20 protein-coding genes are annotated in these 19,113 nt (G+C 67.3%); 13 read left to right on the top strand and 7 right to left on the bottom strand.

Features of this window, described 5'->3' with window-relative positions; genetic code table 11:
* Positions 1 to 315 precede the first annotated feature (315 nt).
* From AC07O0_RS17660 to AC07O0_RS17650, 3 genes are all read left to right on the top strand, one after another.
* On the top strand, positions 316 to 1,284 hold the full coding sequence (locus AC07O0_RS17660; RefSeq protein WP_494624984.1) for an ornithine cyclodeaminase family protein: 969 nt from the start codon (positions 316 to 318) through the stop codon (positions 1,282 to 1,284).
* Between the two features lie 84 nt (positions 1,285 to 1,368).
* The gene (locus tag AC07O0_RS17655) at positions 1,369 to 3,024 is read left to right on the top strand and encodes an acetolactate synthase large subunit (RefSeq protein ID WP_494624983.1); all 1,656 of its coding nucleotides are present in this window, start codon (positions 1,369 to 1,371) and stop codon (positions 3,022 to 3,024) included.
* A gap of 207 nt (positions 3,025 to 3,231) precedes the next feature.
* A complete protein-coding gene (locus AC07O0_RS17650) occupies positions 3,232 to 4,614 on the top strand; it encodes an aldehyde dehydrogenase family protein (RefSeq protein WP_494624982.1) in 1,383 nt (460 codons plus the stop codon).
* A gap of 172 nt (positions 4,615 to 4,786) precedes the next feature.
* Here the strand turns inward: AC07O0_RS17650 and AC07O0_RS17645 are convergent, their stop codons facing one another.
* Positions 4,787 to 5,410 (bottom strand): SCO family protein, encoded by a 624-nt coding sequence (locus tag AC07O0_RS17645; protein WP_494624981.1) that lies wholly within the window; start codon positions 5,408 to 5,410, stop codon positions 4,787 to 4,789.
* Positions 5,411 to 5,442: 32 nt separating this feature from the next.
* Complete coding sequence (locus AC07O0_RS17640) at positions 5,443 to 6,501, bottom strand: L,D-transpeptidase family protein (protein WP_494624980.1); 1,059 nt, start codon at positions 6,499 to 6,501, stop codon at positions 5,443 to 5,445.
* Positions 6,502 to 6,690: 189 nt separating this feature from the next.
* Between AC07O0_RS17640 and AC07O0_RS17635 the strand changes: the two genes are divergently transcribed.
* Together AC07O0_RS17635 and AC07O0_RS17630 are read left to right on the top strand one after the other, a co-directional pair.
* Positions 6,691 to 7,314, top strand: a complete 624-nt coding sequence (locus tag AC07O0_RS17635; protein WP_494624979.1) for a DsbA family protein — start codon at positions 6,691 to 6,693, stop codon at positions 7,312 to 7,314.
* A 7-nt stretch (positions 7,315 to 7,321) separates the two neighbouring features.
* On the top strand, positions 7,322 to 7,486 hold the full coding sequence (locus AC07O0_RS17630) for a cytochrome c oxidase system small membrane protein (protein WP_494624978.1): 165 nt from the start codon (positions 7,322 to 7,324) through the stop codon (positions 7,484 to 7,486).
* A gap of 3 nt (positions 7,487 to 7,489) precedes the next feature.
* On the opposite strand, the gene AC07O0_RS17625 is transcribed toward AC07O0_RS17630, so the two are convergent.
* Genes AC07O0_RS17625 through AC07O0_RS17605 form a run of 5 tightly spaced genes read right to left on the bottom strand, consistent with a single transcriptional unit; the run spans position 7,490 to position 12,244 of the window.
* Positions 7,490 to 7,792, bottom strand: coding sequence for a hypothetical protein (locus AC07O0_RS17625; protein WP_494624977.1), 303 nt, complete (start codon positions 7,790 to 7,792; stop codon positions 7,490 to 7,492).
* A gap of 41 nt (positions 7,793 to 7,833) precedes the next feature.
* Positions 7,834 to 8,748: a cation diffusion facilitator family transporter gene (locus AC07O0_RS17620; protein WP_494624976.1), complete on the bottom strand. Its 915-nt coding sequence runs from the start codon at positions 8,746 to 8,748 to the stop codon at positions 7,834 to 7,836.
* A 13-nt stretch (positions 8,749 to 8,761) separates the two neighbouring features.
* Positions 8,762 to 9,259: a signal peptidase II gene (gene lspA / locus AC07O0_RS17615; RefSeq protein WP_494624975.1), complete on the bottom strand. Its 498-nt coding sequence runs from the start codon at positions 9,257 to 9,259 to the stop codon at positions 8,762 to 8,764.
* Positions 9,256 to 9,873 carry a methyltransferase family protein gene (locus tag AC07O0_RS17610; RefSeq protein WP_494624974.1) on the bottom strand — a complete coding sequence of 206 codons (618 nt, stop codon included), beginning with the start codon at positions 9,871 to 9,873 and terminating at the stop codon, positions 9,256 to 9,258. The genes lspA and AC07O0_RS17610 overlap by 4 nt, the downstream gene beginning before the upstream one ends.
* Positions 9,874 to 9,883: 10 nt before the next feature.
* Positions 9,884 to 12,244 carry a heavy metal translocating P-type ATPase gene (locus AC07O0_RS17605; protein WP_494624973.1) on the bottom strand — a complete coding sequence of 787 codons (2,361 nt, stop codon included), beginning with the start codon at positions 12,242 to 12,244 and terminating at the stop codon, positions 9,884 to 9,886.
* Between the two features lie 104 nt (positions 12,245 to 12,348).
* Here AC07O0_RS17605 and AC07O0_RS17600 point away from each other — a divergent pair, with 104 nt between their 5' ends.
* The 8 genes from AC07O0_RS17600 (at position 12,349) to AC07O0_RS17565 (ending at position 19,089) form a co-directional block, all read left to right on the top strand.
* On the top strand, positions 12,349 to 12,768 hold the full coding sequence (locus AC07O0_RS17600) for a MerR family transcriptional regulator (protein ID WP_494625000.1): 420 nt from the start codon (positions 12,349 to 12,351) through the stop codon (positions 12,766 to 12,768).
* A gap of 88 nt (positions 12,769 to 12,856) precedes the next feature.
* Positions 12,857 to 13,222: a DUF2946 family protein gene (locus AC07O0_RS17595; RefSeq protein ID WP_494624972.1), complete on the top strand. Its 366-nt coding sequence runs from the start codon at positions 12,857 to 12,859 to the stop codon at positions 13,220 to 13,222.
* Between the two features lie 179 nt (positions 13,223 to 13,401).
* A complete protein-coding gene (locus AC07O0_RS17590) occupies positions 13,402 to 13,923 on the top strand; it encodes a YcnI family copper-binding membrane protein (protein WP_494624999.1) in 522 nt (173 codons plus the stop codon).
* A gap of 41 nt (positions 13,924 to 13,964) precedes the next feature.
* A complete protein-coding gene (locus AC07O0_RS17585; RefSeq protein ID WP_494624971.1) occupies positions 13,965 to 15,551 on the top strand; it encodes a copper resistance CopC/CopD family protein in 1,587 nt (528 codons plus the stop codon).
* On the top strand, positions 15,548 to 16,345 hold the full coding sequence (locus AC07O0_RS17580; RefSeq protein WP_494624970.1) for a DJ-1/PfpI family protein: 798 nt from the start codon (positions 15,548 to 15,550) through the stop codon (positions 16,343 to 16,345). Before AC07O0_RS17585 ends, AC07O0_RS17580 begins: the two co-directional genes overlap by 4 nt.
* Positions 16,346 to 16,365: 20 nt before the next feature.
* Positions 16,366 to 16,845: a copper chaperone PCu(A)C gene (locus tag AC07O0_RS17575; protein WP_494624969.1), complete on the top strand. Its 480-nt coding sequence runs from the start codon at positions 16,366 to 16,368 to the stop codon at positions 16,843 to 16,845.
* A 160-nt stretch (positions 16,846 to 17,005) separates the two neighbouring features.
* On the top strand, positions 17,006 to 17,920 hold the full coding sequence (locus AC07O0_RS17570) for a dihydrodipicolinate synthase family protein (protein WP_494624998.1): 915 nt from the start codon (positions 17,006 to 17,008) through the stop codon (positions 17,918 to 17,920).
* Positions 17,920 to 19,089: a mandelate racemase/muconate lactonizing enzyme family protein gene (locus AC07O0_RS17565; RefSeq protein ID WP_494624968.1), complete on the top strand. Its 1,170-nt coding sequence runs from the start codon at positions 17,920 to 17,922 to the stop codon at positions 19,087 to 19,089. The genes AC07O0_RS17570 and AC07O0_RS17565 overlap by 1 nt, the downstream gene beginning before the upstream one ends.
* The last annotated feature ends 24 nt before the right edge of the window (positions 19,090 to 19,113 follow it).

The following is a 19,113-nucleotide window of genomic DNA, read 5'->3' as shown; positions in this document are numbered from 1 at the left end:
GCGGCGCCGTCTCGATGGCCGCTTTATAGGGGGAACCTCTTCCGGGTGTCAACACAGCAGATGAAAGTTTTTCGACAAAAGTGGATTCCGAGCAGAATGTTCCAATTTTTCAATGGCTTAGCACTTAATCGGCAAAGGGAGACCGGCGAATCGGCTCGGCCCGTGCCCAATCATGGCTGCTAACGCGCAGTTCAGCGAAGGCGGCCGCTCAGCCGAACCAGCCCGTCTTCCACCTTGCCCACGCTCGCTCCTGTGCTCATACCCAACTTAGGGCTGTCCGGCCCTGTCCTTCTGCGTCGCGAAGCGGTCCGACTGATGAGCAATTCCCTCCTCTATCTCTCGCATCAGGACGTGCGGGCCTGCGCCGTGACTCCGCGCGAGGCGCGCGAGGCGGTGCTGCGGGCCTTCCGCGACCATGCTGCCGGCCGAAACCGAAGCCTGCCCAAAAGCGCGCTGTCGCTCGGCCCCGGCCATGCCTTCCAGGCGATGACGGCCGCCTCGCAGGCGCAGGCGATCGCCACGGTGAAGTGGGTCGCCTCCGCGCCATCGCAGCCGGGCAGCGCGGTGCCGAGTGTAAGCGCGCTAATCTGCGTCAACGACTACGTCACCGGCACCCCACTTGCGATCCTCGACGGCGACGAGATCACACTGGTACGGACAGCGGCCATGTCGGCCGCTGCAGCCTCGCTGCTCGCGCCGCCTGAGGCACGCACGATCGGTTTCATCGGCTGTGGCCTGCAGGCTCATGCCCACCTCGCCGCCTTCCATGATCTTTATCCCGGCTTGGCGAACGCCCTGATGCTGAGCCGCAGCCGCAACTCAGCCGAACGCCTGGCAGAGGTCGCCACCGCCCGCGGCCTCGCCACCGAGATCGTCGACGACGCCGATGCGCTCCTGACCCGCAGCGATCTCGTCATCTCCATGGTCCCGGCGGCGCCGGGCTTGCGTCCCTTCCTCGATGCACGGCGGATGAAGCCGGCCGCCTTCGCCGCCGCAGTCGACACCGGCCGCAGCTGGCTGCCCGAGGCCCTGCCCGCCTTCGACATCCTCGCCACCGACAGCCTCGCCCAGTCGCAGGCGCCCTATGATGTCGATGGGCATCCGGTGACAAGTGTCCGCTTCGGCCATGACCTCACCGCCCTCTCGCAGACGCCGCTTGCCGATGCCGGAACGAAGCGTTCGCTGTTCTGCTTCCGCGGTTTTGCGCTCGCCGATCTCGCGCTCGCGCATCTCGTTCTGGAGAAGGCGCGCGGCGCCGGGATTGGAACCTCCCTGCCCCGCTAGCAACCCTGCCATGCGCCGGCTTTCCCTTCGCATGCAGGAGGCCTACCTTTCCGGATATCGAGGCGTTCCGGATAGGCGATGACGATGACAAAGGGTTCCGATCTTCTGGTGGCCGCTCTCGAGAACGAGGGCGTCGATCGCATCTTCGGCGTTCCCGGCGAGGAGAACCTCGATGTCGTCGAGTCGCTCCGGACCTCGAAGATCGAGCTCGTCCTGACCCGGCACGAGCAGGCGGCCGCCTTCATGGCGGCGACGCATGGCCGCCTGACGGGGCGGCCCGGCGTCTGCATCGCGACGCTCGGGCCCGGCGCCCTCAATTTCTCGACCGGTGCGGCCTATGCCCATCTCGGCGCCATGCCGATGATCCTGATCACCGGGCAGAAGGCGATCATGAGCGCCAAGCAGGCGCGCTTCCAGATCGTCGACGTCGTCGCCTCGATGAAGCCGCTGACCAAGATGACCCGGCAGATCGTCAGCAGCGCCAGCATCCCGTCCGTGGTGCGCGACGCCTTCCGCGTCGCGATGGAGGAGCGCCCTGGCCCGGTCCATCTCGAATTGCCGGAGGACATCGCCGGCGAAGAGGTCGCCGATGTGCCGCTGATCCCGGTGCATCCGCTGGAGCACCCGGTCGCTGATCCAAAATCGATCGCACGCGCCGCCGAGATGATCCTGGCGGCCAAGCGGCCATTGGTGATGATTGGCGCCGCCGGCAACCGGCCGCGATTGGTCGAGCCGCTCTCCGATTTCGTCCGGCGGGTGAAACTGCCCTTCTTCAACACACAGATGGGCAAGGGCGCCGTCACCGGCGGCTCCAATCTCTATATGGGCACGGCCGCCCTGTCCGAGGGCGACTATGTCCATCAGGCGGTCGACCGGGCCGACCTGATCATCGCGATCGGCCACGACACGATCGAGAAGCCGCCCTTCCTGATGCGGAACGCCGGCGGGCCGAAGGTGATCCATGTCAGCTACCAGTCGGCGACGGTCGAGCAGGTCTATCATCCCGATGCCGAGGTGATCGGCGACATCGGCGCGACCGTCGCGGCGCTGGCGGAGCGGCTCGGCGGGCGGCTCGAAGCCGATCCGGTCATGCTGGAGCTGCGCCAGAAGATCCTCGCCCATCTCAACGACCGGTCCGAAGAGGATCGCTTCCCGATCACGCCGCAGCGCATCGTCCACGACATCCGCGCGGTGATGCCGGAGGACGGCATGGTCTGCCTCGACAACGGCATGTACAAGATCTGGTTCGCGCGGAACTACCGCACCCATGTCGCCAACACGCTGCTGCTCGACAATGCGCTGGCGACGATGGGCGCCGGCCTGCCCTCGGCGATGATGGCGGCGATGCTCCATCCCAAGCGCCGAGTCATGGCGGTCTGCGGCGATGGCGGCTTCATGATGAACAGCCAGGAGATGGAGACCGCCGTCCGCCTCGGCCTCAACCTCGTCGTCGTCGTCCTCAACGACAACGCCTATGGCATGATCCGCTGGAAGCAGGCCGTCGACGGTTTCAAGGATTACGGCATGAGCTTCGGCAATCCCGATTTCGTCGCCTACGCCAAGGCCTATGGCGCCAAGGGCTCACGCGTCGGCTCGGCCGCCGAACTGGGGCCGACGCTGGAGGCTGCCTTCAAGGGCGGCGGCGTCAATCTCGTCGAGATACCGATCGACTACTCGGAGAACACCCGCGTGCTCGTCGAGGAGCTGCGCAACAAGACGCCGGATATCGAGCTGGCTTGAGACGAAGCTCGTTGCGTTCGGCCCGACAACCCCTGTCATCCCGGACGCAGCGAAGCGAAGATCCGGGATCCATTCCGGAGCCTCCCCGATAAGGGCTCCGGAATGGGTCCCGGGTCTCCCTCCGGTCGCCCGGGACGACCGCGCATGTGCTTCCGGATGGGTGTCCTCGTCCTAGCCGTCGGTATTGAAAGCACCAAGGAGACCGAGATGCTGACAGTGGTCCAAGCCTATGATCGTGCGCCGATCGAGGAGATCGCCACCGACGATGCCGCGGCGCTGGAAGCCAAGCTGCAGGCGGCCGACAAGGTCTTCCGCGATCGTGGGAACTGGCTCAAAGCCCATGAGCGGATCGCGATCCTGCGCAAGCTCGCTGAATTGCTGTCGGCCAAGCGCGACCATTTCGCCCGCCAGATCGCGCGCGAAGGCGGCAAGCCGCTGACCGATGCGATCATCGAGACGACGCGGGCCATCGACGGCATCCACAACGCCGCCGACGAGCTCCGAAACTTCGCCGGGCGCGAGATCCCGATGGGGCTGACGCCGGCGGCCGCGGGACGCTGGGCCTTCACCACCAAGGAGCCGATCGGCATCGTCGCGGCGATCTCGGCCTTCAATCATCCGCTCAACCTGATCGTCCACCAGGTCGCACCAGCGATTGCGGTCGGCTGCCCGGTGATCATCAAGCCGGCGAGCACGACGCCGTTGTGCTGCCGCGACTTCGTCGCCTTGGTGCACGAGGCCGGCCTGCCGGAGGCCTGGTGCCAGATTTTCCTGCCGGAGACTAACGAGCTCGCCGAAAAGCTCGTCACCGACCGGCGCGTCGCTTTCCTCAGCTTCATCGGCTCGGCCAAGGTCGGCTGGTACCTGCATTCCAAGCTGGCGCATGGCGCGCGCTCGGCGCTGGAGCATGGCGGGGCGGCGCCGGCGATCGTCGACCGCAGCGCCGATCTCGACAGGATCATCGAGCCGCTGGTCAAGGGCGGCTACTACCATGCCGGCCAGGTCTGCGTGTCGACGCAGCGCATCTACGTGCATGAGGCGATTGCCGACGCCTTCACCGAACGGCTGGTGGCCCGCGTCGCCAAATTGCGCACCGGCGATCCCGTGCTGAAGGAGACCGAGGTCGGGCCGCTGATCCTGCCAAAGGAAGCGGACCGAGTCGCAAGCTGGATCGACGAAGCCGTGAAGGGCGGAGCGAAGCTCGCGCTCGGCGGCAAGCGGCTCTCCGAGACGACGCTGGAGCCGGCCGTGCTGCTTGACCCCGCTGCCGACGCCAAGGTCTCGCAGCTCGAGGTCTTCGGCCCGCTGGTTTGCGTCTATCGCTACAGCAAGCTCGACGACGCCATCGCCCGGGCCAACTCGCTCAACGTCGCCTTCCAGGGCAGCGTCTTCGCGCAAGACATCGATGTCGCCCTGCATGTCGCCGAGCGGCTCGACGCTTCGGCCGTGATGGTCAACGACCCCACCGCCTTCCGCACCGACTGGATGCCCTTCGCCGGCCGCAAGGAATCCGGCTACGGCACCGGCGGCATCCCCTACACCATGCGCGACATGACGCAGGAGAAGATGATCCTGCTGAATAGGCGCTGAGCGTTTTTGCTGGGAATCTCGCGGTCTTTCCGGGGCGCTGCGCAGCAGCGAGCCCGGAACCCAGAATCGACACGGGTCTGACATTGGCCGCCCAATCGTGCGCCTTCACGATCAAGCGCATCGGTTCTGGGTTCCGGGCTCTTCGCTTCGCGAAGCCCCGGAATGACGGCGTTCAGCGCTTGAGCAGCAGCCTGACCTTGGCCAGCGCCGAATCCTGCTCCTCGTGATAGTCGATCAGGCTGCGGAAGCGGCCCTCGGCATCCATCAGATAGACCGAGGCGGTGTGGTCCATGGTGTAGCCATCCTGCGTCGGGATGCGCCTGGCATAGGCCTTGTAGGCCTTCAGCGCCGCATCGACCTCGGCCTGCGTGCCGGAGAGTCCGACGATGCGCGGATCGAAGGATTGCAGATAGAGCGAAAGCTGCGCCGGCGTATCGCGCTCGGGATCGACGGAAACGAAGAGCACGTTGAGCTTGTCGGCCTCGGCGCCGAGCTTGCCGAGCAGGGTGGTGAGCTCGAACAGCGTGGTCGGGCAGACCTCCGGGCAATGGGTGAAGCCGAAGAAGACCAGCGTCGGCTTACCGAGATAGTCGGCCTGCGAGACCTTGCGGCCGGTATGGTCGGTCGAGGTGAAGGGACCGCCGACATCGGCCAGCGGCGTCGACACGGCTGCACTGGACCCTGGCCTGCCGGGCCCATCGACACGCCACCAGCCGAGCGTGATGGCGGCGGCGGCGAAGGCGACGAAGACGACTGCGGTCCAGGCGCCGTAACGAATGATCTTGAGGATTGGCATGGCGCCTTGTCTGGCGGCCGGCTTGCCCGGCGTCAACGCGACAAGATCGACCCGGTCACCGTCGCCTGCTGCGGCTCATCGTCGCCACCGCCATAGGGATCGGCCAGTGCCGCCTGCGGCGCGCTGATCTCGACCTTGCCAGCGACCATGGGCTGCATCCGTTCCGGCCCGATATTGCGCAGCAGCTTGCGGAAGCTCTGATGCATGCCGCCATCCATCAGCGCATAGCTCATTGCCGGCGTGCTGCCGGAGAGCTCGGCGAGACGTGCTTCGTCGCGGGCACTGCGGGCCGAGACCAGAGAGGCGACCTCCGGATCGGTCTCATAAGCCGGGCACGGTGCGCCGGGCACGAAGGCCGAGGCATCGCCCGCCGGATTGAAGACATAGCGGCCGCCGCAGGTCGCGAGCCTTGGCGGCTGGCGCGTCGCCTCGAAATGATCCGAGCCTTCCTTGAGGTTGCGCCAGAAGGCGATGTTCGGATTGCTGCGATGGCGCGCCATGTTCTCCGGCGTCATCCGGAAGGGGAAGGCCTGGACCTGGAAGCTGCGCTGGCCGCCGGCAAAGGCCTCGCGCGCGAGGCCGTAAAGTTCGGTGACGCCCTCATCGGTCATGGCGTAGCAGCCGGCCGAGGTGCAGGCGCCGTGGATCATCAGGGCCGAGCCGGTATAGCCCTGCGCCTTCTCCAGCGCGTTCGGATAGCCGAGATTATAGGACAGATAGTACGCCGATCTCGGGTTCATCAGCTCCGGCGTCACCGTGTAGAAGCCCTCCGGCGCCTGCCGGTCGCCCTCGCGCTTCTTCGGGCCGAGCTGGCCCGACCAGCGGCACATCGGATAAGTCTTGAGCAGGGCGTATTGGCCGGAGCGGTCGCGCTTCCAGACCTCGAGCTCGCTCTCCTTCTTATAGAGGCGCACGACGATCGGGTCGGCCTGGCTCATGCCCTTGTTCGACATCTGCGAGACAAGCGCAGCCGGCAATGGCTGGTTGCCGCGACCGTCACCGTCCATCCCGACGCAGGAGGACAGGGCAAGGGCGACGGCGCCGAGCAGCGCGAAGCGCCGGAGACGCTGGAAAAGAGAGCGATCGGACATGGCTAAAATTATCAGCGTCTGGCGCTAACGACTCGTGAATCGACTGGAACTCGCGCGACCCTGCAACCTCAGGCCGGTCGAGGTTCAATTGACGTTTTCGTGAACGGGCTTCCCGGGATCGCCTGCCCTCACCGCTTGAAGCTGAAGTGGCTTCAGGTCGCAGAACAGCGGCGAAAGGGGAATCACGCAATGCTCGACCGCCGCCTCGTCATCCCATCTCTTGCTCTCGGCCTCGCCGGCTCGCTGTCCCTACCCGCGCTCGCTCAGCTTCCGGCCGCTCTGCTCGATCCCGGCCCGCTGCCGGAAAAAGTCTTCGGCGCGGCCGAAGCGCCGGTGACGGTGATCGAATACGCCTCGCTCACCTGCCATCACTGCATGAACTTCCACATGAAGACCTGGCCGGAGCTGAAGGCGAAGTATGTCGACACCGGCAAGGTGCGCTTCATCATCCGCGAATTCCCGCTCGATCCGCTGGCGATGGCCGGCTTCATGCTCGCCCGCTGCGCCGGCGAGGACAAATGGTATCCGGTCGTCGACATGTTCTACCGGACGCAGGAGGGCTGGGCTCATTCCGACAAGCCACTGGACGGGCTGACCCAGGCGATGCGCCAGGCCGGCATGGGCAAGGACGGCGTCGAAGCCTGCCTGAAGCGCGAGGACATCTATCAGGGCATCAAGCAGGTCTCCGAGCGCGCCAAAGGCTTCGGCGTCGAGTCGACACCGACCTTCTTCGTCAACGGCAAGAAGGAGGTCGGCGCGCTCCCCCTCGCACAGTTCGACGCGATCCTGGCGCCGCTGCTGGCCGGGCGCTGATCTGGCCATGGCAAAGTCGCGCAACCTCGCCCTCGCGGCAGCGCTGATCGGGCTGGTGGTCCTGTTCTATGCCGTCACTGTCGTGCGCATGCGCGAAAGCGAGGATCGCCGGCATCTGAGCGATCCCCAGGCGCATTCGGCACCGGCAGAGCCCGCCAGCCCGAGGCCCTGAGCGTCAGACCGAGCGGCCGATCGCGCGCTTGGCCGTCTCGACCGCGCCGGCGCATTGCGGGGCGATCTCGACCAGCACGACATCCGGGCTTGCCACCCCTGTCCAGAAGCGCGCGACCTGGACGACGGCCCAACCCGGATTCTCGCCGACGCGCGACACGATCGCAGGTGTCGCGGCCCGGGCGCAGGCAGAGACCTTCTCGGCGCTATCGCGCGGGATGCCGAGGGCAGAGAGCTGGCTGGTGATGGCGCCCTGGATCGGATCGAGGATCAGGAGCGAGACCAAGGCGGCGATGAACGATTCCATGGTGCGGCTTTCAGCTGTACCTGTGTCGGAATTGCGGTGGCTCAGAGACGCTGCTCGTGACCATCGGCTCGCCGGATCGCCTCATCCTCGATCTGGATCGTGGTGTGCTTCAAACCGAACTCCTCGGCGAGCAACCGGTTGGCCGCAACGAGCGTCGCCCGGGCCTCAGCCATATCGGCGACCACGATATGGGCGCTCATCGCGTCGAGACCAGATGTCAGAGTCCAGACATGCAGGTCATGGACAGCGCTGACGCCCGGCAGAGCCAACAGCGACTTCTCCAGCAGGGCGATATCGACCTCCGGCGGCGTGCCCTCCATCAGGATGTGGACCGCCTGCTTCAGCAGGATCCAGGTCCGCGGCACGATGAACAGGCCGATGCCGGCGCCGACGATCGGATCGGCGAGCGTCCAGCCGGTCGCCATCACGATCACGGCGGCGATGATGACGCCGAGCGAGCCGAGCATGTCGCTCAACACCTCGAAATAGGCGCCCTTGACGTTGAGGCTCTCGGAGGAACCGCCGGAGAGCAGCTTCATGCTGATCAGATTGACGATCAGCCCGACCACCGCGACGGCGAGCATCGGCCCGCCGAGGATAGGCGGTGGGTTCCGGAAGCGCTCATAGGCCTCGTAGAGGATGTAGATGGTGAGCAGCAGCAGAACGACGGCGTTGGCCAGCGCCGACAGGATCTCCATGCGGACATAGCCATAAGTCCGCTGCGGCGTCGCCGGCTTCTCGGCGAAGCGGATCGCCACCAGCGCCAGAGCAAGCCCACCGGCATCAGTCAACATATGCGCCGCATCGGCCAGCAGCGCGAGGCTGCCGGTCCACAGGCCGCCAATGACCTCTGCGAGCATGAAGGCGAAGGTCAGGCCGAAGGCCATGGCGAGCCGCGATTTGTGTCGGCCGGCCGCCGTGCCGGCGCTGCCGCCATGCGAGTGTCCGGCTCCCATCAGAATCCTCCGCTCATGCTTCGGCTCGATCCAGCGTTCGGTTCATGACCGGCAAGGCGGCCAGCAGCATCAGCGCCACACCGAAAGTCAGCGCGATGTCGGCGCCGTTGAAGGTCGGCCAGTGCCAATCGCCCCAATGCAAATCGAGGAAGTCGGTGACGGCGCCCTGGCGCCAGCGGTCGATCGCATTGCCGAAAGCCCCGCCCGCCATCAGCGCCAGGCCGATACGTTCGAGCCGATGCCCGGCGAACATCGCCCAGGCCAGCAAGCCGAAGCCGGCCGCGAACTTGAACAGACCGAGCAGGCCGGGCCAGGCTTCGAGCGTGTCACGGAACAGACCGAAGCTGACACCGGTGTTGAAGCCGAGGCGCAGGTTGAGGAAAGGCGTGAGCGCGATCGGCTCGGGCGGGTTCAGGACGATTTCGAGCATCAGCCATTTGCTGGCCTGATCGAGCCCCGCCGCCGCGAGCGCAATGACTGCAGCAAGGCCAAGTCTGCGCGACCAGCTCATGCCGCTTCTCCGGTAGCGCCGAGCCAGCGCCGGACGCGGGCCTTGTAGGCGAGATAGGGCTGGCCGAGCGAGACGGCGAGCACGCGTTCCTCGATCACCACCTGCAGCCTGATCGCGAGCAGCAGCGCCAACGTCAACGCCGCCTGGACAAGGCTCGGCAGGACAATGAATAAGCCAATGAAAAGCAGGGCCTGGCCGACGAAGACCGGGTTGCGCGAGATCGCGAAGGGGCCGCTATCGACGATCGCGCCCTGCTCGCCCTGCGCCGCGCCGATGCGCCAGGAGGTGCCCATATAGCGCTGCGACAACAGCGCGATGCAGGCGCCGATGACGACGAGCAGATGGCCGAGCACGTCGAACCAGGGCCCGTCCAGCGCCGCCGCCAGCGGGTCGCCGGCCACCGGATTGCCGAAGGCGGCGAGCCAGAGCGGCCAGAACACGGCGCCGGCGAAGGCGAGGCGGAAGAGCAGCGCCGGCAGGGTCTGCTTCTCCTCGCCCTTGCCGAACAGCCAGACCGGGCGGCCCGCTTCCTTCGCCAGGATCGCCGACATGGCGAGGAAGCTGACGACGTAGACCACGACCATCAGATAGCTGGCGATCTCCATGCCGGACATGGACGCCTCCTCAGCCGGCCTTGCCGGCGTTGAAGCGCAGCAGACGCAGCGCGTTCGCCGTCACCAGCACGGTCGCGCCGGTATCGGCGAGGATCGCGACCCACAAGCCCGTGTAGCCGAGCACGCTGGTGACCAGGAACACGGCCTTCAGGCCGAGAGCGATCGCGATATTGGCGCGGATGTTGCCCATCGTCGCCCGGGCCAGCCGGATCATCGCGGCGATGTCGCGCACCCGGCTCTTCAGCACCGCACCGTCTGCCGTCTCGAGCGCGACGTCCGTGCCCGAGCCCATCGCGACACCGATATTGGCGGCGGCCAAAGCCGGGGCGTCGTTGATGCCGTCGCCAACCATCATCACCGGCGCCTCCTTGGAAAGCGCTTTGATGGCGGCGACCTTGTCGTCCGGCATCAATTCGGCCTTGTGCTCCAGGCCGAGCGAGCCCGCGATGGCGGCGCCGGTGCGGGCATTGTCGCCGGTCAGCATCACCGAGCGGACGCCGAGCGCCTTGAGCTCGGCGATGGCGGCGGCGGCATCCTCCCGGGGCTCGTCACGCAGTGCGATCAGCCCGGCGAGCTGGCCATCGGCGATGACGGCGGCGACGGTCTTGCCGGCGGTTTCAAGCCGCTCGACCGCCTCAAGCGCGGCAGCGTCGAAGCTGGCACGATCCTTCGCGTGACGCGGCGCGCCGACGAAGATGGCGATACCGTCGAGCTCGCCGGTGACGCCCTTGCCGGCAAGCGCCGTGGCATTGGCGGCGGCGCGAACCGGGATCGCATGCGCCTTGGCCCGGGCGAGAATGGCGAGCGCCAGCGGGTGGCTGGAGCCGGTCTCGACGGCTGCTGCCAGCTCGACGACCTTGCGCTCGTCATGGCCGAGCGCGACGATTTCGGTGACGCGCGGCTCGCCCGCGGTCAGCGTTCCCGTCTTGTCGAAGGCGACGACGCCGGTGCGCGCCGCGGCCTCGATCACCACGCCGCCCTTGAGCAGCAGGCCCTGGCGCGCGCCGGTCGAGAGCGCCGCTGCGATCGAAGCCGGGACCGAGATGACCAGCGCACAGGGGCAGCCGATCAGCAGCAGCGCCAGCGCCCGGTAGATCCAGACCGACCATTCACCACCAAAGGCGAGCGGCGGCACCAGCGCGACCAGGATGGCGAGGCCGACAATCGCCGGCATATAGATGCGCGAGAAGCGGTCGATGAAGCGCTCGGTCGGCGCGCGCGCCTCTTGCGCTTCCTCGACCAGGCGGATGATGCGGGCGATGGTGTTGTCCTCAGCCGCCTTCTCGACGCGCACGCGCAGGGCCGCCTCGCGATTGACCGAGCCGGCATAGACCTGTTCGCCGACGCCCTTGGTCTTCGGCACGGATTCGCCGGTGACCGGGCTCTCGTCGATACCGGAGATGCCGTCGGTGATGGCGCCGTCGGCAGGAATACGGTCGCCCGGGCGCACCAGCACGATCTGGCCGACTTTCAGCCTGATGGCATCGACCTGGCGGGTCTCGCCATTCTCCTCGACGATGGCCGTCTTGGGCACGAGATCGCCCAGCGCCCGGATCGAGGCGCGGGCGCGATCAGCGGCGACGCCTTCCAGCACCTCGCCGACGGCGAAGAGGAAGACGACCAGCGCCGCCTCCTCGGCCGCGCCGATGACGAGCGCGCCGGTCGCGGCGATCGTCATCAGCATCTCGATAGTGAAGGGCTGGCCGACCCTGGCCGCGGCGAAAGCGCGGCGCGCCACCGGCACCACGCCGATCACGCAGGCGACGACGAAGGCCCAATAGGCGACCGCATCCGAGACGACGAACTTGGCGAGCCAGGCGCCGGCGAGCAGCGTCCCGGTGAGGAGGACGAGCCTGCCCTTGCCAGTTTGGTACCAGGAGACGCCGTCCGGCGTCGGCTCATGGACATGGCCGGGCTGGCCGTGGCCATGGTCGGCACTCTTGCCGGCCTTGCCATGGGCGCGGTCATGGCCGTGATCGTGCTTGTGGTCATGAGCATGGTCGTGCCCGTGCCCGCCGCAGGCCGAATGGTCATGAGCGTGGTCGTGCGCATGATCATGCGCCTTCTCCTCCGAGCCATGGTCATGGCCGCAGTCGCAAGCCGCGGCCGGCTCGGGGGCAGCGGCACGCGGAGCGCTTGCCGGCGTCGTCGTATAGCCGAGGCTGGCGACACGCTTCTCGATGGCGTCGCGGCCGGTCCGGCTTTCATCGAGGGCGAGGGTCAGCGTCTCCGACATCACCGAGAGGCGCACATCGGAGACGCCGGGCAGCCGCTCGACCGCGCCGCGAATCTTGGCGGCGCAACTGGCGCAATCCATGCCGCCGACCTTCCAGGACAGCGTTTCCGTTTCGGTTTTGGCGGCAGTGGCCATGTGTCGTCTCCGCTTGACAGCGCTGCGGGACCACCTACCTACAACCTATAGCCACTACAGCTTCAAGAGGAAAAATCATGCGGCCGGCGAAAACCCTTGAGCGCGTGGTGCCGATCGGGACGCTGGCCGAGCGGACCGGGGTCAAGGTCGAGACCATCCGCTATTACGAGCAGGTCGGCCTGCTGCCGGAGCCTGAGCGCTCAGAGGGCAACCAGCGCCGCTATGGCCGCGCCCATGTCGAGCGGCTCGCCTTCATCAAGCATGGGCGCGATCTCGGCTTCGCGGTCGAGAGCATCCGCACCCTGCTGCGGCTTTCGGACACACCCGGAATGGCCTGCGACGAAGCACATGCCATCGCCGCCGGCCATCTCGATGAGGTCCGCGACAAGATTGCGCGTTTGCGCTCGCTGGAGGCGGAACTTGCCCGGATCGCAACGGTTTGCTCGGGCGGCGTCGCCGCCAGCGACTGCGCCGTGATCGAGGCGCTGGCCGACCACAGCCATTGCGAGCACCACGGCCACTGAGACACTGACGCAAATTGACCCTGCCGGCAGCCATGCTATCGAAGCCGCAGGAGGGCCGGTTTTGTCCGCAGGGCATCGCAAAGCAGGGATGAGACGCTGGGTCGCGCTGGTCGCGGCCTATCTCGTCGTGCTGCAGGCGATCTTCGCGGGCCTCGCCTCCGGCGCCAACGCGGCGAGCTTCAGCCTCGACCGTTCGCTAGCGATGACGCTCTGCGCCGGCGGCGATCAGCCTATGAGCCAAAGCGACGGCGCCGCCACGCATGAGCTGATGAGCTGCTGCATGCTCGGCTGCGCCTTCACCGGCGCCGGCGCGCCTGCCGCGCCCAGCGATTTCCTGCCGATCGTCCATCGCGCCGTCGATCTCGTCGCCTTCCAGCGCCGGCTCGACGTGCCATCCGGCTTCGTCGCCGGCCGTACCCCAGCGAATCCGCGCGCACCGCCCACTAGCGCCTGATCAGGGTAGCCCTGCCGCGCGCTCGGCGCGCTGCCTGCTCCTCGCTGACGGCCGCCAGCGGCCTTTCCTCGCCTCATTCGCTCGCGACGGCATCCTGCTGGCTCGCGTGCACCTTCCAGATCCACGCCGCCAAGCGCGGCTGCGCCGGCCGTGCCGGCGTCATCCTCCAGGGATTTCCTATCATGAAGTCGCTTTCGCTCGCCGCCCTCCTCGCGGCTTTCGCCACCGCTCCGGCACTCGCCCATGTCACGCTGGAGACCCAGCAGGCCCCGGTCGGCTCGACCTACAAGGCGGTGCTGCGCGTGCCGCATGGCTGCAAGGGCGCGGCCACGACCAAGGTCCGCGTCCGCATTCCGGAAGGGGTGATCGCGGTCAAGCCGATGCCGAAGCCCGGCTGGACGCTGGAAACCACCAAGGGCAAGTACGAGAAGCCTTACGACTATTACGGCACACCGACGGCCGAGGGCGTCACCGAGGTCAGCTGGAGCGGCGGCAAGCTGCTCGACGAGCACTATGACGAGTTCGTCCTGCGCGCCTATCTCACTGCCGACCTCAAGCCGGAGACGACGCTCTACGTGCCGGTAGTGCAGGACTGCGAGGGCGGCGCGGTCGAGCGCTGGATCGAGATCCCGGCGGCCGGCAAGTCGGCTGATGACTACAAATTCCCTGCGCCCGGCCTGAAACTGACACCGAAGAAGTGAGCGAGCGCGGCCGGGCGTTCCCGCCCGGCCGCCTTTCCGCCATGGCCCGGAAACTTCATCTCCTCCTCATCCTGCTCGGCCTCGCCGTCCCCTCGCTGGTGACGGCGGGACAGGCGCTGGCGCATGCCGCGCTGACCAGGACCATTCCGGCCGATGGCGCGGTGGTCGCCAGCGCGCCCGCCGAGTTCAGCCTGAGCTTCAGCGAGCCGGTCTCGCCGCTGGTGCTGAAGCTGATCGGCCCGGACGGGGCAAGCCGCCCACTGACACGCTTCACGCTTGCCGACCGGACGCTCACGATCGTCGCGCCATCCGATCTCGCCAATGGCACGCATGTCCTGAGCTGGCGCGTCGTCTCCGAGGACGGCCATCCCGTCGGCGGCTCGGTGCTGTTCTCGATCGGCGCACCGAGCGCAGCGCCGCCAGCCACGGCTGTTCAGATCGAGCCGGCCGTCCGTATCGCGCTCTGGCTCGGCAAGCTCGGGCTCTATCTTGGTCTTGCTTTCGGCATAGGCGGCGTAGCCTTCATGGCGTGGGTCGCCCCGCTGCCCGCTACCGCGCGCCGGCCGATCGCGGGCTTCCTCGCGCTCGGGCTGCTGTCGCTGCCAGTCGCCTTTGCGACGCAAGGGCTCGATGCGCTGGCGCTGCCGCTCTCCGCCGCGCTTCAGCCTGCTGCCTGGCAGGCCGCCGCCGAGAGCAGCTTCGGTCGCACCGCGGTGATCGCCGCTCTCGCCTTGCTCGTGGCACTGATCGCGCTCTTTCGGCTCGGCCGGAGCGGGCGCCTGCTCGCGCTCCTCGCCTGGCTCGGTGCGGGGGCAGCGCTCGCGGCCAGCGGTCATGCCAGCGCCGCCGCGCCGGAAATCCTGACCCGCCCGGCCGTGTTCCTGCATGCGATCGGCATGGCCGGCTGGGCCGGCGCGCTGCTGCCCCTCGCCTTCGCCCTGCGGCAGCCCGATGCACTGGCGCTGCAACGCTTCTCGCAGCGCATGCCGGTGCTGTTGCTGGTCATCCTGCTGAGCGGCGCCGCGCTCGCTATCGTCCAGGTCGAGCATCCGGGAGCGTTGCTGACGACGCCGTATGGCCTCGTGCTCACCGGCAAGCTCGTGCTGGTCGCGGCGCTGATCGGCCTTGGCGCCTTCAACCGCTATCGGCTGACAGGCGCGGTCATCTCCGGACGCGCGAGCAGCCGCTCACTGCTGACGCGGATCATCGCGGCCGAGATCGCGATCATCGTCACCATTCTCGCGGTCGTCGCACTGTGGCGTTTCACGCCACCGCCGCGCGCTCTGGCGGCCGCCGCAGCGCAGCCGGCAAGCGTCCATATCCATACCGAGAAGGCGATGGCCGACATCAGCGTGACGCCCGGACGCGCCGGACCGGTGACGATCACCGTCTCGCTGCTCGATGGCGAATTCGGCCCTCTCGCGGCGAAAGAGTTGCGGCTTGCTCTGTCGCGACCCGAGGCCGGCATCGAACCGATTGAGCGGCAGGCTGCCAAACAGCCGGATGGCAGCTGGCAGGTCGGCGAGCTGACACTTCCGGTCGCCGGCCGCTGGACCATCGAGCTCGAGATCCTGGTCTCGGATTTCGCGATGACCCATCTCAAGGAGACCGTGGAGATCAGGCCATGACAGGTGACATCACACGACGCGACTGGACCGGATTGGCGGCGGCTGGCGCATTGTCTGGATTGCTCGCCGGGCTGCCGCAAACCGTGCTGGCCCAGCCTGCCGGAGCGAGCGCGCCGCGGATCGCGATGGTCGTGCATCCCGACATGGTGATGCTGGACCTGATCGGGCCGTTGACCGTGTTCTCCTTGCTACGGGCGGAATTGCATCTGGTCTGGAAGGATCGGCGGCCGGTCACGAACGATCTTGGCCTGCCGGTCACGCCGACAACGAGCTATGCCGACTGCCCGGCCGATCTCGATGTGCTGTTCATCCCCGGTGGGCTGAAGGGTAGCGTTGCGCTGATGGAGGATGCCGAGACTCTCGCCTTCCTTGCCGATCGCGGCGCTCGGGCCCGCTATGTCACGGCGGTCTGCACCGGCTCGCTCGTGCTCGGCGCGGCCGGATTGCTCAAGGGCTATCGCGCCACCGGCCATTGGTACATCCGCGACCTGCTGGCAGCGATGGGCGCAAGCGTCGAGCACAGCCGCGTCGTCACCGACCGCAATCGCATTACCGGTGGCGGCGTCACCGCCGGCATCGACTTCGGCCTGACGGTCGCGGCCAAATTGCGCGATGAGGAGACGGCGCGCCTGATCCAGCTCGTGCTGGAATATGATCCGCAGCCGCCTTTCGACGCCGGCTCTCCGGAGCGTGCCGGCGCCAAGCTCACGGGCGAGGTGCTGGCGCGGCGCAAGCCCCTGATCGACGCTGCCCGGCGCAATACCGAGCTCGCCAAGACCCGCCTCTCCCTTTGATCACGCTAAGGAGCCCCAACATGATCAAGTTTCGCCTCACCCTCGCCGCTGCGGCCCTCGCGCTGAACTGCGGCAGCGCCCTCGCCCAGGACTATACGGCCGGCCCGCTCAAGATCGAACAGCCCTGGACGCGCGCGACCCCGGCCGGCGCCAAGGTCGCCGGGGGCTATGTCGCGGTCACCAACACCGGCAGTGCCGCTGATCGCCTGCTCGGCGGCAGCAGCGAGATCGCCGGCAAGGTCGAGATCCACGAGATGTCGATGAACAACGGCGTGATGACCATGCGCGGCCTGCCCGATGGCGTCGAGCTCAAGCCCGGCGCCAAGCTCGAGCTCAAGCCCGGCAGCTATCACATCATGTTCATGGAGCTGAAACGCCAGCTCAAGGAAGGCGAAAAGATCAAGGGCACGCTGACCTTCGAAAAGGCCGGAGCGGTCCCGGTCGAGTTCTCGGTGCAGTCGGTCGGCGCCCGCGCGCCGGCCGAAGCTCACAAGCACTGACCGCGGCCGGAAGCTGCGGAATCATGAAGGCCGCCGGGTGCAAAATCCGGCGGCCTTTTTCATGCGCGCTTGACGATCTCAGTGTCGAGAAGTACGGTCCATATTAGAAAACAAATGATCCATTATATGGATCGATTGGAGGAGCGCAGTGCTGCAGGGCATGCTGCCGGTGTTGCCGACGCCGTTCACCGAGGCAGGGGCTGTCGATCCCGAGGCGATGGCGGGCATCGTCGACTTTGCGCTCGCGAGCGGCGTCGACGGCGTGGTGTTCCCCGGCTTCGCCAGCGAGGTCGACGAGCTCACCGCGGCCGAGCGGACGGCGCTCCTGAAGGTGGTGGTCACCAGGGTCGGCGGGCGCGTGCCGATCGTCGCCGGGGCGAACGCTCCGACTGCGCTCGAAGCGATCTCGCATTGCCGCGAGGCCCTCGCCAACGGCATCGGCCATGTGATGATCCAGGCGCCGAAGAGCATCGGCACGACGACGGAGGCGGTCTCGGCTTTCTATGGCGAGATCGCCGCGGCCGTGCCCGGCATCGAGATCGTATTGCAGAACGCGCCGGCGCCGCGCGGCTCCGACCTTAAGCCCGAGGCGATCCTGCAGATCGTCCGCGCCAATCCGGCGATCACCTATGTCAAGGAAGAGACGCTGCCGTCGGGCCTCGCCATCTCCGCGCTCGCGGCCGGTAAGCCGGCGCATCTGAAGGGCGTGATCGGCGGCGGCGGGGCGCGCTACCTGATCGACGAATACAACCGCGGCGCCTGCGGGGCGATGCCCGCGGTCGAGCTCGCCGATATCCATGTCGCAATGGACCGGGCTTATCGCGCCGGCGATATCGAGCGCGCGCGCGAGCTCTATATGCGCACGCTGCCGCTGCTGGTGATCCAGTTCAACTTCCGCATGGCCTTCACCAAGCACGTGTTGACCCGGCGCGGCGTGCTGACCAACCAGGTCGTGCGGGCGAAGGTGCCGCCGATGGACGCGCTCGATGTCGCCGAAATCGACGCCTGGCTGGAGGCCTGCGCCGAGCTGATGACAGTCGAACCTCGTGAGCCGACGCTCGGCGGAGGCGCGTGATGGCCGAGCGTGTCGCCCGCGTTGAGGTCTTCTCGATCACCATTCCGCGCGAGACGCCCTATCTCGGCGCGTTGCGCGAGGGCGAGCGCATCAACGATCACGGCTATATCGTCCGCAAGGGCAACCGCACGGTCTATCCGACCGTCGACCGCACCGTGGTCGTGCGGATCGAGACGGCTGATGGCGCGGTCGGCTGGGGCGAGACCTATGGCATCGTCGCGCCCGGCGCGGCGATGGCGATCATCGACGACCTGCTCGGCCCCTTCGTCGTCGGGCGCGACCCGCGCGACGTCAGCGTCATCCATGACGATCTCTACGACCTGATGCGGGTGCGCGGCTACACTGGCGGCTTCTATCTCGACGCGCTCGCCGCGATCGACATCGCGCTCTGGGACCTCTGCGGCAAGCTCTCCGGCCTGCCGCTGGTCAAGTTGCTCGGCGGGCAGAAGCATGAGCGTTTGCCGGCTTATATCTCCGGCCTGCCGAAGCCGACACGGGCGGAGCGGGCCGAGTTCGCCGCCGAATGGCAGGCGAAGGGCTTCGACAGCTTCAAGTTCGCCGCCCCCGTCGCCGATGACGGCAATGTCGCCGAGATCAGGACGCTGCGCGAGCGGCTCGGTTCGCAAACCCGCATCGCCTGCGACATGCACTGGGTCCATACTGGCGAAGAGGCGGTCGCGGCGATCCGGGCGATGGAGCCGCACGGTCTCTGGTTCGCCGAGGCGCCGGTGAAGCCGGAGGATCTCGACGGCCTCGCCCATGTCGCCTCGAAGGTCTCGACGCCGGTCGCGGCCGGCGAGGAATGGCGCACGGTCTATGATCTCGTGCCGCGCGCCGCCCGGCGCGCCTGCGCGATCGTGCAGCCGGAGATGGGCCATAAGGGCGTCACCGAATTCATGCGCATCGGCCTCTATGCGCAGGCGCATCATCTCAGGGTCATCCCGCATGCCACCATCGGCATCGGCCTGTTCCTGGCCGCGAGCCTGCATGCGTCCTCGGCACTCGCGGCGGTCGAGTGCCACGAGTTCCAGCATTCGATCTTCGAGCCGAACCGGCGGCTGCTCACCGGCGACATGGACTGCAGCGACGGCTTCTACCGTTTGCCGAGCGGGCCCGGCCTCGGGGTCGAGCCATCGAAAGACGCGCTCAAGCTGCTGAAGCGGCTGTAACGATAAAACCAAGGGAGGAGAGGA

This window comes from Allobosea sp. GW821-FHT10B12 (assembly GCF_059415545.1).
This window is presented reverse-complemented; position numbering and strand designations above follow the sequence as displayed.